General features: G+C 63.3%; 11 protein-coding genes. 6 read left to right on the top strand and 5 right to left on the bottom strand.

The genetic code is table 11. The annotated features are described in order from the left end of the window. Nucleotides 1-361 precede the first annotated feature (361 nt). Together NUH88_RS07895 and NUH88_RS07890 are read left to right on the top strand one after the other, a co-directional pair. Nucleotides 362-1,879: a DHA2 family efflux MFS transporter permease subunit gene (locus NUH88_RS07895; RefSeq protein WP_257771212.1), complete on the top strand. Its 1,518-nt coding sequence runs from the start codon at nt 362-364 to the stop codon at nt 1,877-1,879. 59 nt (nt 1,880-1,938) lie between these two features. Beyond that, nucleotides 1,939-2,172: a hypothetical protein gene (locus NUH88_RS07890; RefSeq protein WP_257771210.1), complete on the top strand. Its 234-nt coding sequence runs from the start codon at nt 1,939-1,941 to the stop codon at nt 2,170-2,172. Here the strand turns inward: NUH88_RS07890 and NUH88_RS07885 are convergent. Then, nucleotides 2,169-3,287 (bottom strand): HlyD family secretion protein, encoded by a 1,119-nt coding sequence (locus NUH88_RS07885; RefSeq protein ID WP_257771209.1) that lies wholly within the window; start codon nt 3,285-3,287, stop codon nt 2,169-2,171. The genes NUH88_RS07890 and NUH88_RS07885 overlap by 4 nt on opposite strands. 220 nt (nt 3,288-3,507) lie before the next feature. Between NUH88_RS07885 and NUH88_RS07880 the strand changes: the two genes are divergently transcribed. After that, nucleotides 3,508-4,518, top strand: a complete 1,011-nt coding sequence (locus tag NUH88_RS07880) for an LLM class flavin-dependent oxidoreductase (protein ID WP_257771207.1) — start codon at nt 3,508-3,510, stop codon at nt 4,516-4,518. Nucleotides 4,519-4,527: 9 nt separating this feature from the next. On the opposite strand, the gene NUH88_RS07875 is transcribed toward NUH88_RS07880, so the two are convergent. From NUH88_RS07875 to NUH88_RS07860, 4 genes are read right to left on the bottom strand one after another with little or no spacing between them, the layout of a single operon-like run. Further along, complete coding sequence (locus NUH88_RS07875) at nt 4,528-5,337, bottom strand: ABC transporter ATP-binding protein (RefSeq protein WP_257771205.1); 810 nt, start codon at nt 5,335-5,337, stop codon at nt 4,528-4,530. Beyond that, nucleotides 5,337-6,404, bottom strand: a complete 1,068-nt coding sequence (locus NUH88_RS07870; RefSeq protein ID WP_257771203.1) for a FecCD family ABC transporter permease — start codon at nt 6,402-6,404, stop codon at nt 5,337-5,339. Before NUH88_RS07870 ends, NUH88_RS07875 begins: the two co-directional genes overlap by 1 nt. Then, nucleotides 6,404-7,549: a TroA family protein gene (locus tag NUH88_RS07865; RefSeq protein ID WP_257771201.1), complete on the bottom strand. Its 1,146-nt coding sequence runs from the start codon at nt 7,547-7,549 to the stop codon at nt 6,404-6,406. The genes NUH88_RS07870 and NUH88_RS07865 overlap by 1 nt, the downstream gene beginning before the upstream one ends. Nucleotides 7,550-7,558: 9 nt before the next feature. Further along, entirely contained in the window at nt 7,559-9,694 is a 2,136-nt protein-coding gene (locus NUH88_RS07860) for a TonB-dependent siderophore receptor (RefSeq protein ID WP_257771199.1), read from the bottom strand. A 309-nt stretch (nt 9,695-10,003) separates the two neighbouring features. Between NUH88_RS07860 and glxR the strand changes: the two genes are divergently transcribed. The 3 genes from glxR to NUH88_RS07845 all read left to right on the top strand — a co-directional run bounded on the left by glxR (nt 10,004) and on the right by NUH88_RS07845 (nt 12,486). Further along, nucleotides 10,004-10,885 (top strand): 2-hydroxy-3-oxopropionate reductase, encoded by an 882-nt coding sequence (gene glxR / locus NUH88_RS07855; RefSeq protein WP_257771197.1) that lies wholly within the window; start codon nt 10,004-10,006, stop codon nt 10,883-10,885. Between the two features lie 14 nt (nt 10,886-10,899). Then, nucleotides 10,900-11,394: a CinA family protein gene (locus NUH88_RS07850; protein WP_257771196.1), complete on the top strand. Its 495-nt coding sequence runs from the start codon at nt 10,900-10,902 to the stop codon at nt 11,392-11,394. A 168-nt stretch (nt 11,395-11,562) separates the two neighbouring features. Further along, nucleotides 11,563-12,486: a hypothetical protein gene (locus NUH88_RS07845; RefSeq protein WP_257771194.1), complete on the top strand. Its 924-nt coding sequence runs from the start codon at nt 11,563-11,565 to the stop codon at nt 12,484-12,486. Nucleotides 12,487-12,680: the final 194 nt, after the last annotated feature.

The raw sequence follows: 12,680 nt of genomic DNA, 5'->3' as shown, positions 1-12,680 counted from the left end.
CCAATCGGATACGAAACTTTGAAGCGCATGACCGTGAAATCGGGGCATTGGAAAAACAGAAGGCTGTCTCTGTTTGCCGGTTCACGATCCCCCAAGCGCTCTTCACTGCCGGAGTCCACATCCTAAACTATCAAATCCGGAATACTCTGAAAGTGTTTTCTGAACTGAACTTCAGGTTTCCGGCTCGGACGTGCGGCGCTGCTCTTCTGCCGGAACGCGCTCGCGATACAGAACCGCACGGACGGAGCCGGCCGGCCCCACGCATGCGGGGACAGATCGTCTCGCTTCGCATGGCTCATTTCGTCTAGGCTGGTACCTGGCACGAAGCCGCCTCATAGAGCGGCACGGGGAGGAGCATTCCATGTCCGCCATCACGGCGACGGAGGAAACGCAGGCAGACGGCGCCTACAAGATGCTGGTGCTGGTCACCATGGCCTGCGCCTGCATGCTCTATGCCCTGACCCTGACCATCGTGAATGTCGCCCTGCCGCAGATGCAGGGGGCCTTCTCGGCGACCACCGAAGAGATCTCCTGGGTGGTGACGCTGAACGTGGTGGCGACGGCGGTGGTGACACCGCTGACCGGCTCGCTGGTCGCCTGGGTTGGCCAGCGCCGCTTGCTGGTCATCTGCCTTTTGGGCTTCACGCTTGCCTCGCTCGCCTGCGCCATGGCGACCTCCTTGGAGGCAGTGCTGTTCTTCCGCATCCTGCAGGGCGGATTCGGCGCACCGGTGGTGCCGCTCAGCCAGGCGATCGTGCTGCAGGTCTGGCCGAAGGAGGAATACGGCAAGGCGAATGGCTATCTCGGCATGTCCGTGGTCATCGGCCCGGCCGTGGGTCCGTCGATCGGCGGCTGGCTTGCGGAGGAGTTCGGCTGGCGCTTCGTCTTTCTGATGATCGTGCCCTTCAGCCTTCTCGCGCTGGCCGGCGTGATGCGGTGGATCCGCGAGGGCGGCAAGGCGGCGCTGCCGCGTTTCGACTATCTCGGCTTCCTGCTCTTCTCCGTCGCCATCGTTGCGCTGCAGCTGGTGCTCGACCGGGGCGAGCGGGAGGACTGGCTACAATCCGGCACCATCGTCACCCTGGTGATCGTGATGTGCGCCGCCTTCGCCATGTTCATCGCCAACAGCGCCTGCGTCGAGCGGCCCTTCATCCGGCCCTCGCTGCTGAAGAACCGGAACTACGTCGTCGGGCTGTTTCTCGTCTTCGTCTACGGCTCGGTGAATTTCACGCCGCTGGTGCTGCTGCCGCAACTGCTGCAGGCCTATCGCGGTTATCCGGACACGCTGATCGGGCTCGTGCTGGCCATGCGCGGCGTCGGCATGATCATCGGTTTCTACGCGGCGGCGCGCATGGGGAAGCTGGATCCGCGCATCGGTCTGGTGCTCGGCACCGTGGCGATCGGGACCAGCGGCTGGATGATGAGTCTCTACGACCTCAACATGGATTTCTGGGACCTCTCCTGGCCGAGTATCCTTCAAGGGATCGGCTGCGGGCTGATGTGGGTGCCGCTCTCCATGGTGAGCTTCTCGACGCTGGACCGCGCTCTGCTGCCCGAGGCCTCCTCGCTCTTCCACCTGATCCGCAATATGGGGACCAGCCTCTATGTCGCCGCCAGCGTCTTTCTCCTGGTGAGGATGACCAAGGTCCGCTACGCCGAGATGGTGGAGCATGTGAGCCCGTTCGACGAGCGGCTGAAATTCCCCGAGGTGATCGGCGGCGGCGCGGTGCAGTGGCTCGACAGTCTGGGCCTGATCGCGAACGAGGCCTGGCGGCAATCGGCCCTGACCGGTTTCACCAACTGCTTCTGGTTCTACGCGCTCACCTGCTTCGCGACCCTGCCGGTGCTCGTCTTCGTGAAAATCCGCAAATCCGACTGAACCGCGTTGTGGCCTCGTGCCCGCCGTGCGAATGTGAATTGGTTAACGAAGAGGCTGCAATGCGACAGGCGAGAAAAACGGATGTTCCCGGCATGGTCCTGCTTGCGGTGGGCGCGATGCTGGCCCTGGTCACTTTCTTCACCGCCATGCTCTCGATCTGGCAGGGCGCGGCATCCGACGGAGTGGTGCAGTTCGGGATCCGGGCGCTGGCGGTCTATGCGCTCGTCGGTGCCGCCGTTGCACTTTTCGTCACCATCCGCCGCGGCAGGACGCGCCGGCACTACGGCGCCTAATCCGCCCGGGCCTTGCCGATCCATTTGCCGGTCAGCTCCGACAACGTATTGCCGAGATCGCGTACCCGGCCGGTATCGACCGAGATGACGGCGCTCATGCCGGCCCGGAGTTGCGGCTTGCCTTCCGGTTGCTCGACGGCGATGCGCACCGGCAGACGCTGCACCACCTTCACCCAGTTGCCGGAGGCGTTCTGCGGCGGCAGGGCGGAGAATTCGGCGCCGGTCGCCGGGCTGAGGCTCTCGATTTTTCCCTCCCAGACCGCATCCGGGTAGGCGTCGACCCGGACCTCGACCGGCTGGCCGAGGGTGATCGCGCCGAGCTGGGTTTCCTTCAGGTTCGCCTCGATCCAGACGAGGCCGGTGCCGATGATGCCGAAGGTCGGGCTGTCCGCCTCGACCCATTCGCCCGCCTGCAGCTTCATCCGTGTGACGATGCCGCTGACCGGCGCGTGGATCTCGGTATAGGCGAGATCGAGCTTCACCCGCTCGATCTCCGCATCCACTTCAAGCACCCGCGGGTGGGTTTCCAGCCGCCGGTCCGGCAGGCCGCCGAGCTTGGCGATCACCACCTGGCGCTTTTCCCGGAGAGAGCGGAGGCGTTGCTCGGCCATGTCCCGCTCCATCTGCATCTCGTCGAGCTTCGCCTCGGTCCCGGCATAGCTCTTCACCAGCCGTTGCTGGCGCTCGACCTCCTTGGCGAAGAATTTCACCCGGGGGCCGATCTCCGCCATCTCGGCGCTGAGCTGGCCGAGCTCGGCCTTGGTCGCGAGCAGTTCGTTGATCACCGTCGCGCGCCTTGCCTCCGCCATCCGGAGCTGGGCCTGGTAGGGCGCGGGATCGATGCGGAACAGCAACTCGCCTTGCGTGACGGGCTGGTTGTCGCCGACCAGAACCTCGACCGCGCGGCCGTCGATCGGCGGGCTGACCGCAATAATCGGCGCCTTCACATAGGCGTTCTCGGTGGTGACGTACCGCCCGGTCTTCGCATACCACCAGGACCCGGCTTCCCAAGCCCCCCAGGCGATCGCGGCAAGCAGCGCGATGCGGAGCAGCGCACGGCCCCAGCGTTTGCGCGCCTTCGGCGTGACGATTTCGGTCTCTGGCGTTTCGCTCATAGTCCTTGTCGCGGGTGATCCCGCCTTGTTTGGGTCCGCCCCCGCAGTGCGGGGGAGAGCCGGTTCCGGAAAGCCTAGGCGGGCAAACGTCCGGTTGCCAGAGGAATGCGCGGACTCCCGCCGAGGAAAAGAGAGTCATGGCGGATCGGCACAGATCGCGCGGGCGCGGTTTCCTCTATGCTGATCCGCAAAAATGTCGCCGTCCCCGAGGAGGAACCCCATGCTGCGCCTCTCCGTTCTCGACCAGTCCGTCGCCTGCGCCGGCCAGCCGGAAGGCGAGGCGATCCTGAAGACCGTCGCCATGGCGGAGCATTGCGAACGGCTCGGCTATCACCGCTTCTGGGTTTCCGAGCATCATTCCCACCCGACCATCGTCGGCTCCGCGCCGGAAATGCTGCTTGCCGCCATCGCGATGAAGACGGAGCGGATCCGCATCGGCTCGGCCGGGGTGATGCTGCCGCATTACGCGCCGCTCAAGGTCGCCGAGCAGTTTCGCATCCTGGAGGCGCTGGCGCCCGGCCGCATCGATCTCGGCCTTGGACGCGCCCCAGGCTCCGACGGCCGGACCTCGCTCGCGCTCAACCCGATGGCGGCCGAACGCCCTGCCCAGTTTCCGAACGACGTGCAGGAGCTGATGGCCTGGGTCTCCGGCACCCCGCTGCCAGAGGACCATCCCTTCGCCCCTGTCACCGCCAGGCCCCGCGGCGAGACCTCGCCGGAGGTCTGGATGCTCGGCAGCTCGCTCTACGGCGCGCAGGTCGCGGCCCATTTCGGCCTGCCCTACAGCTTCGCCTGGTTCTTCACCGACGGGCAGGGTGGACCGGAGGCGATCCAGATTTACCGCGACCGCTACCAGCCGTCCGAACGTTTCCCGGAGCCGAACGCGGGGATCTGCGTCTGGGCCCTCGCTGCGGAAACGGAAGAGGAGGCGCAGCACCATTACAGCTCCCGCGCCCGCTGGCAGCTCTACCGCGACCGCGGCCGTTTCACCCCGCTGGAAAGCCCCGAGAGGGCTGAGGGCGCGAGTTATTCCGAGACCGAGATCGTGCGGATGGACGAGTTGCGGGCGAAGGCGATGGTCGGGACCGGGGCGCAGGTCGCGGAGAAGATCCGCGCGCTCGCCGAAAGGCTGCGGATCGAGGAGGTCGCGGTGGTGACCTGGGCCTATGACGAAGAGGCGCGGCGCAGGAGCTACGAACTCATCGCCTCGGAATTCGGGATGACGGAGTGAGGTGGCTTGCTAGTAAGCCACCAGAACCTGCTCGCCTCGGCTATCCTGCACGAACTCGCCCTCGACGCCGAAGGTCCGTTGCACCACGTCCAGCGACAGTGTTTCCGGCAAAGCGCCATGTGCCGAGACGCGCCCATCATCGATCACCAGGACTCTGTCAGCATAGCGGAGCGCGAGATTTAGGTCGTGTAGGATGACCAGGGCCATCGCCCGGGGGGTGCCGCCCTCGTCGATTTTGCGGACATAGTTCCGGATCAGCTTCAAGGATTGCGACTGATGACGAAGGTCGAGGGCCGACGTGGGTTCGTCGAGCAGTAGGAGTGTGGGTGACAACACCAGAGCCTGCGCGAGAGCGACCATCTGCATCTGCCCGCCCGAGAGGGTCGGGCACAGGCGCTGCCCGAGATGCATGATGTCGAGCCGTTCCAGGACTCGTTCCGCCCGCTCCAGTTCCTTCTTGTGGACCGCAACCGAGCGGGTGTGGCTCTTCTGGGCGGAAAGCAGCAGCTCCATCACACTGATCTTGGCGCGGATGCCTGTATTTTGCGGGACATAGCCGATATGGGGCGCCCAGGCACGGCGCTCGCGGGCCGGTGCCGGAACCGGGACGCCGTCGAACAACAGGCGACCGTCGAACTTGGCCAGACCACAGAGACAATGCATCAGACTGCTCTTGCCGGCACCGTTCGGGCCGACGATGGCGAGCACCTCGCCGCGATGCACGGGTGGCAGATCGATACCGTGCAAGATCGTGCGTCGGCCGATCGAGAGGCTCAGGTTCTCGGCGCCGACGCTGGAGATTGACGTGACCGCCTGCATCAGGACCGTCGCGGCTGGCGCGCCATGACCAGCGCCAGGAAGAACGGAATCCCGATCAGGGCGGTGATGACTCCGATCGGCAGGATGACGCCGGGGATTGCCGCCTTGGAGATCAGCGAGGTCGCGCTCATGAAGATCGCGCCGACCAGCAGGGTGGCCGGCATCAGCCAACGCTGCTCCTCGCCGATCAGCAGCCGAGCGGTATGTGGCGCGACGAGGCCGATGAAGCCGATCGTGCCGACGAAGGCGACCGAGATGGCGGTCAGGAAGGAAACGAGGATCAGGATCGAGAGGCGCAACCGCTCGGTCGAGACCCCGCGTACCTGTGCCATCTGCTCATGTGCCTGGATCGCCGTCAGCTGCCAGGCATTGCGGAGCAGCAGAGGGGCGATGAGTAGCAGGATCACGGCAAGGATCAGGATCGTGTTCCAGGAGGCTTTCGCGAGCGAACCCATCATCCAGAAGATGAGCTCCTGCAGTTGGTCCGCCGATGCCATGTATTGCATGAGCGTCAGCAAGGCGTTGAAGGCGAACATGACGGCGATGCCGAGCAGGGTGACGGTCTCCGGGGTCAGGTCTCGCACACGGCTGGCGGTGCTGATCAGGAACACTGTGGCGAGCGAGAAGAGAAAGGCGTTGGCCGCGACGAACCATTCGGAGGGGACCGGCAGAATACTGACGATGCTCTTGTCCAGCACGATCGCCATCGCCGCGCCGAACCCGGCGGCGGAGGAGAGCCCCAGCGTGAAGGGGTCGGCAAGCGGGTTGTTCAGAACCGTCTGCATCTGCACGCCCGACATGGCAAGCGCCATGCCGATCAGCAACGCCATCACCGCGCCCGGCATGCGGATTTGCCACACGATGACGCTCTCGCGTGATATTTCCGTGCCGAGCAACCCTTTAAGGAACGCGTCCAGTCCGAGGCCCTGCGAGCCGATGAGAATATCGGCGACGAAGCAGAGAGACATAAGAACGGAAAGCAGGGCGAGGCACAGAAGTTTGCGCCGTCTGCTCTTGAAATAGGCGGATCTGAGGCTCTCCGCTTCCGGGAGCACGGTGTCTGTCATTACTCCTCCGAAGGCCGGAAGCGGAGCCCGAAGCTACCGCTGAATTCGGCAGTCAGAAAGTGCTCGTGCAAATAGGCGAACTCTTGTGCCGGATCGAGCGAGGGATAGGCGTCCGGATAGGCCCATTTGGCGAGATAGAGCGCTGCGATGATGTTGAAGGGCGAATACATCAATTGGTGAAAGAGCGCGTAGATCTCTCCATTCCGCGTCGCGTTGAGGACGGCGAAGCCTGGTCGTGAGAGCAACGGCGGGAAGGCCTTCTGGGCATCCTCCTCGGTAATGCCGTAGCCGAGCGGGACGTTCATCGCGTTGGGACGGTGCGCGCCCCAGTTGGCGGCGCTGAAGACATAGAGGTCGGGGTCCTCGATCAGGACCTTCTCCATGTTGACGATCCCACTGGCGCCGGGCAGCAACCGGCTGCCGATATTGACGAGGCCGGCAGCCTCCGCCATCAGGCCTAGATTTGTCCGCCCCCAGGTTCGGCAGCATTCGTCCAGGCCGCGTATGCCGGCGGCGCGCTCGATGAAAACGGTCTTGCGCGTTGCGAGGCCTGCCGTGACCTCGCGGATCATATCGTGGTTCTTCTGGTAGAAGACATTGAACGCGCCCGCCGGTTCCGGACGGTCGAACACCTTGCCGAGAAGCGCGAGCGACCGCGGGGTGTGCGCCAGGGGATCGTTCCGAAAGTCGATGAAGATCGTCTCTGTGCCGGCTGCCGCCAGCGTCTCCAGCAGGCCGCTCTGTTGGGCGACCGAAAAATGGTCGGTGTCGAGGATCAGTAGGTCGCCGCCGAGCTGGATCGCATTCTCGACATCGAACTCGCCGCGGGTGATCAGTCCGACCTCCGGCAGATCGGCGACCTCCGGGAAATGTTCCAGATAGGAGCGATAGGTATCGTCGTCGTTGCGGATAAGATCCTGGCGCCAGGCGATGATCCGGTCGAAGAGGTCATCGTCGAAAAGAACGTCCAGCGCGTAAATGGTGCGCCCGGACCCAAGGATGACTCGTTCGGGCGTGTTCCGGATGGTCACCTGCCGGTCCATTAGGTCGGTGACGGTAACCGGATAGGAATCAGCGGCCCGCACGGGGCCGCTGATCAGAAGGCTCGCGAGGAGCGGGATGAGCGCAGGAAGAAAGCCTCTCATCTCCGCCGCCTAGAAGACGTATTTCGCCTTCAGGGAGATTTTCCGAGGGTCGCCGGCATAGATCTCCGTGTCGTTCGTCCCGCCGATGAAATAGGTCTCGTCGAAGATGTTCTCCAGGGCGAGGGAGAGCTTCAGGCTGTCCAGCTCGTAGTAGAAATTGACATCCGCCACGTGATAGCTCGGCAGCTTCACCCGCTTCGAGGTTTCCTCATCGGTATAGCGCGAGGACTGGAAGCGCCAACCGAGGCCCATTCCGACGAGACCGCCGAGCACTTCATCGGGATGGTTGTAGCGGGCGAGCAGAGAGGCGGAATGGCGCGGCACGAAGCCCGGCACGTTGCCGAGCGCGTCGTCGTTGGTGGTCTCGGCGACCTCCGCCTCGGTATAGGCGTAGGCGGCCTGGAACTGCCAGTTGAAGGACGGCTGGTATTGCAGCGAGACCTCGGCCCCCTGGCTCTCGATGGTTCCGACGAGGGCACGGGCGCCGTCGACGGTCTCCGAGATGTTCTCCTTGGTCAGGTCGTAGACCGCCAGGTTGGCGTTCAGCCTGTCGTCGAGGAAGCTGAATTTCACACCGGCCTCGTACTGGATGCCTTCTTCCGGATCGAGCTGCTGGCCGCTGGCATCGAATGTCGGGATCGCCTGCGGATTGAAGGATTGCGCCACGCTTGCATAGACCGCCGCCACCGGGTGGACCTGGTAGGTGATGCCGCCGTTGAAGGAGGTATTGTGCACGGTCGCCGACTCGTCCTGCGTGCTGGTACCGTCCGCGTCGCGCAGATTGTAATCCCCGGTCTGGGTATCGTACCGGGCGCCGAACAGCAGGCTCAGCTTGTCGGTGACCGAAACCAGGTCCTGGGCGTAGGCGCCGATATTGTAGAGATCCCACTTGCGGAAGGTGCCGGCATTGGAATCCAGGACCTGGCCGGTATAGACCGGGTCGATCAGGCCCACGTTCGCGCCGGTGGCGCCGAAGGCCAGCCGGTCGTACTGGCGGTACTCGTAGCCGCCATTGACGCCGACGACGAGCTGCTGCCTGGCGACCGCGTCGAGATCGATATTCAGGTTGGCGTCCGCGAAATGATATTCGCGCTCGTTGTACTGGTGGCGGTTGCGCCGCCGGAGCGTGTCGTCGGAGCGCACGGAGTTGTTCTCGTAGAGATCGCGTTCGTCCGTGTGCCAGACGCTGCGCCATTTCAGATTGAGGTCGACCGTGTCGCTAAGGCCTTGGCTGTAAGCGACATTTACGGCGTGTCCCTCGTCCTTGTCGGTGTCGCCCGGCTCCTGATAATAGGTGCTGATATCGGCGCGCTGGTTGATGTCGTTGTTGAGCACGAACAGCCCGTCATCGGCCGAGCGGTCCTCCTTCGTGTATTCGTACTGGATGTCGAGCCGTCGGGTGTCGTCCGGAACCCAGGAGAGGCTCGGAAACAGATACATCGCCCGGTCGTCATCGACATGGTCGCGGAAGGAATCCTCGCTCTCGTAGCCCGCGATCATGCGGTAGAGCACCGTGCCGGACTGGTTGGCGCGGCCCGTGACGTCGACGGATCCGGTATATCCGGTCGCGCCATATTCCGGGAAGACCTGCCCGGAAACGCTGACTTCGCGGATCTCCTCCTCCAGCGGTTTCTTGGTGATCATGTTCACCATCCCGCCCGGATCCATCCATCCGTAGAGCACGGACGCCGGGCCCTTCTGCACCTCGACGCGTTCGATATTCGCCGTGGTGGGCGAACCGAAGCGGCTGGTCAGGCCGGGGAGGCCGTCGACTTGGAGGTTCTGCAGGTCGGCGGACTGGCCGCGGATGGTAAAGCTGTTGGCGTTGGTGCCGCTGCGCGAAAAGCCGGGAATATATTCGAAGACCTTCTCCAGCCGGTCCGCCTTCAGATCCTCGATCACCTGGCTGTTCAGCACGTTGGTCGTGAACGGAACCTTGTCCTCGTTCACATCGGCCTTGAGCGCCGTGCTGGTCTCCTTCTCGAAATAAGGCTCGACCTCGGCGAAGACGGTGATCGTCTCCAGCGCGCTTGTCTCCGCGGCTGTGGTTTCCGCCGCAGCGGTCTTCGTCTCAGTACTTTGAGCCAGCACCGGAGATGCCATCGCCTGAAGCCCAAGCAGCCCTGCGGCGAGTGTTTTCTTCATGTAGTCCCCCAACAGCCGGAAATGGTGCCGTCCCCCGCACCGGAATGATCCGTGCCCTGCCATCCGCCAAGAGCGGCCCGGGAAATTCCTCGTCGGCCGGAGGCATGAGCACAAACTTAGGAGAGGTCCCGTAATGCAAGTCATTCGCAAATTCAAGAATGATTTTGCCCCTGCCCGTCGCCACTGCTTGATCGGCTGGAGTCGAGGCGACGTCGGCGGTCGGTGGAATTCTGGGTGACGGCGCCCGGCAAGGCGCGGCAGGATGGGCCAAAATCTGGAAGCAGGATCTCAACGGGAGGAAGCAGGAAGATGAGCAAGCTCGGATTTATCGGTCTCGGCATCATGGGCACGCCAATGGCGGGACACCTGATCGCGGCGGGGCACGAGGTCTATCTCAACACCAGGAACCAGGTGCCGCGCAGCCTCGTCGATGCCGGCGGTACCGCCTGCCCGAGCGCGGCCGCGGTGGCGAAGCAAGCCGACATCATCTTCATCATGGTGCCGGATACGCCCGAGGTGGAAGAGGTTCTGTTCGGCGCGGACGGCGTCGCCGAGGCGCTCTCGGACGGCAAGACCGTGGTCGATATGAGCTCGATCTCGCCGCTCGCGACCAAGGAATTCGCGACCAAGATCAACGAGCTCGGCTGCGACTATATCGACGCCCCGGTCTCCGGCGGCGAGGTCGGCGCCAAGGCGGCGAGCCTGACCATCATGTGCGGCGGCTCCGAGAAGGCCTTCAAGCGGGTGAAGCCGCTGTTCGAGCTGATGGGAAAGAACATCACGCTGGTCGGCGGCAACGGCGACGGCCAGACCTGCAAGGTCGCCAACCAGATCATCGTCGCGCTGAACATCGAGGCGGTCGGCGAGGCCCTGCTCTTCGCCTCCAAGGCCGGCGCCGATCCGGCCAAGGTGCGCGAGGCCCTGATGGGCGGCTTCGCCTCCTCCAAGATCCTCGAGATCCACGGCGAGCGCATGGTGAAGCGCACCTTCGATCCGGGCTTCCGCATCGAGCTGCACCAGAAGGACCTGAACCTCGCCCTCTCCAACGCGCGCGAGATGGGCCTCAGCCTGCCGAACACGGCGACGGCGCAGGAACTCTTCAATGCCTGCGCGGCACATGGCGGCAAGGCCTGGGATCATTCGGCGATGGTCAAGGCGCTTGAGATGCTGGCCGGGCACGAGGTGGCGTGAGGGGAGACGCCGGGATGATCGCGCTCGGGAGGCTCGGGGACGCCGCCGGAAAATTGCTGAAGGCGCGCGGCGAGACCATCGCCGTCGCCGAATCCTCCGCCGGCGGCCTGATCTCCGCCTCCCTCCTCGCGGTCCCGGGGGCGTCGGCCTATTTCGTCGCCGGCGGCGTGATCTACACCCAGACGGCGCGCGAGATCCTGGCGGAGATCGACTTCGAGCAACATCCGGGCATGCGCTCCGCCTCCGAGCCCTACGCCGCCCTCCTCGCCGAGACCATGCGCCGGCGCTTGGACACGACCTGGGGCCTCGCTGAGACCGGCGCCTCCGGCCCGAGCGGCAACCGCTACGGCGACGCCGCCGGCCACACCTGCATCGCGCTCTCGGGCCCGGTGACGCGGGTCTTCACGCTGGAGACGGGGGACGGTGATCGGGAAGCCAATATGTGGCGGTTTACGGGAGCGGCGCTGGAGGCGTTGGTGGTGGCGCTTGAGGAGCCGGTGACGGGGTGAGGTGCGGCGCTTCTCGTCTTAAACCCTCGCACCCCTTCGGTGAGGAGTCGTCATAGGGCGCCGCCAAGTTATTTTTATTTTGTTCCAAATGAAACACTGTTCACAAGTTGAATCAGCGTAAATGTTTGACTAAAAGATTTAGCCTTCCGCTTCGCGCAGGAGTACGCCATGCCATTGAAGCGTGCGGAGACAGGTATTTGGACTCTCGAGATTATCGACGGAGAACAGGTAATCTTCGAGAGTTCTCATCCCTCATATTTAGAGGCGTTGCCTAGGTACCTGACCGCGATTGATCCTGTTTTTGTTCGCGCGCGTGAAGTAAGTGAATTCAATTTCCTTTCTTCAATCTTTGCGGTTCGAAGGATGCAGGACGCTGGTTGGGATCCTTACGAAACGACACAGGGGGCTATTGCGGCGATCAGGTCTCTCCGCAATGGCAAAATGGAAGGGGAAGTAGGTCGGCACTTAACCCTCTGGCTCTACGGTCACATTGTGGAAGCGTCTGAGCCTTACGAGTTTCTCGCAAATCTGATTGCCGTAACCTGCGGCGGCCGATTTGAGTCGGAGCGGTTTCCGCCTCGACCTAACGGCGCGCCGTTGTCGCCAAGTATTAAGATCGAGCGGTTAGCCGAACAGGCGACTGAAGCCGGCCTACCCGATGTCGTGGTGCCGATGCAGGAAGCTTGGAACCGCGATTTCCGCAATGCGATCTTTCATGCCGACTATAGCCTTCATGGTTCGGAGGTCCGAACCATTCGGCCTGTGCATGTCTACTCCCACGATGAGGCCATGACGCTCGTCAACAGGGCAATGGCCTGTCACGAAGCGATAACAATTCTGAGGACGGCAAACATCGAAAGTTATGCCGGCCCCGTCATCATCCCTTGCGATCCTAGATTCTCGGGCAATCCAGGCGAAATGGCTACCGTAATCGTGCGTGAGGGGTTCGGCGCTGTCGGCATAAAAGATGCGTGGACGGAGGTGGAGATTGCACGGGGATGTATACCGTATCGGTTCGGGCGATTTACTTACGAAGAGATGCAGATGCTGGAGGAAAACCCTGCCCTCGCCTTGTTGCCTGCAAAAGATTAGCGAGGATATCTAATTCTACATTTGAGGGCTGGTCGCTTCGAATGCGACGGGGTTGGGAGGGGCGCTGATTGTCTGGAGACGAGGTTTCCATGCCACGTTGGTTTTCGTCTCTTGGCGCGAGCAGAATGGGTTTCCGGTATTGTGCATATGCATCGCGTCATCGGTTAAAGCGAAAATAATCTCTACGTCACTGT

Origin of the sequence: Nisaea acidiphila, assembly GCF_024662015.1 — a bacterium.
GTDB lineage: Bacteria > Pseudomonadota > Alphaproteobacteria > Thalassobaculales > Thalassobaculaceae > Nisaea > Nisaea acidiphila.
The sequence above is the reverse complement of the archived record's forward strand: the minus strand, read 5'-3'. Positions and strand labels throughout refer to the sequence as shown.

Excerpts from the sequence above, each read along its gene's own strand:
- NUH88_RS07895 (WP_257771212.1), top strand. The coding sequence starts at position 362 with ATGTCCGCCATCACGGCGACGGAGGAAACGCAGGCAGACGGCGCCTAC.
- NUH88_RS07890 (WP_257771210.1), top strand. The coding sequence starts at position 1,939 with ATGCGACAGGCGAGAAAAACGGATGTTCCCGGCATGGTCCTGCTTGCG.
- NUH88_RS07885 (WP_257771209.1), bottom strand. The coding sequence starts at position 3,287 with ATGAGCGAAACGCCAGAGACCGAAATCGTCACGCCGAAGGCGCGCAAA.
- NUH88_RS07880 (WP_257771207.1), top strand. The coding sequence starts at position 3,508 with ATGCTGCGCCTCTCCGTTCTCGACCAGTCCGTCGCCTGCGCCGGCCAG.
- NUH88_RS07875 (WP_257771205.1), bottom strand. The coding sequence starts at position 5,337 with ATGCAGGCGGTCACGTCAATCTCCAGCGTCGGCGCCGAGAACCTGAGC.
- NUH88_RS07870 (WP_257771203.1), bottom strand. The coding sequence starts at position 6,404 with ATGACAGACACCGTGCTCCCGGAAGCGGAGAGCCTCAGATCCGCCTAT.
- NUH88_RS07865 (WP_257771201.1), bottom strand. The coding sequence starts at position 7,549 with ATGAGAGGCTTTCTTCCTGCGCTCATCCCGCTCCTCGCGAGCCTTCTG.
- NUH88_RS07860 (WP_257771199.1), bottom strand. The coding sequence starts at position 9,694 with ATGAAGAAAACACTCGCCGCAGGGCTGCTTGGGCTTCAGGCGATGGCA.
- glxR (WP_257771197.1), top strand. The coding sequence starts at position 10,004 with ATGAGCAAGCTCGGATTTATCGGTCTCGGCATCATGGGCACGCCAATG.
- NUH88_RS07850 (WP_257771196.1), top strand. The coding sequence starts at position 10,900 with ATGATCGCGCTCGGGAGGCTCGGGGACGCCGCCGGAAAATTGCTGAAG.
- NUH88_RS07845 (WP_257771194.1), top strand. The coding sequence starts at position 11,563 with ATGCCATTGAAGCGTGCGGAGACAGGTATTTGGACTCTCGAGATTATC.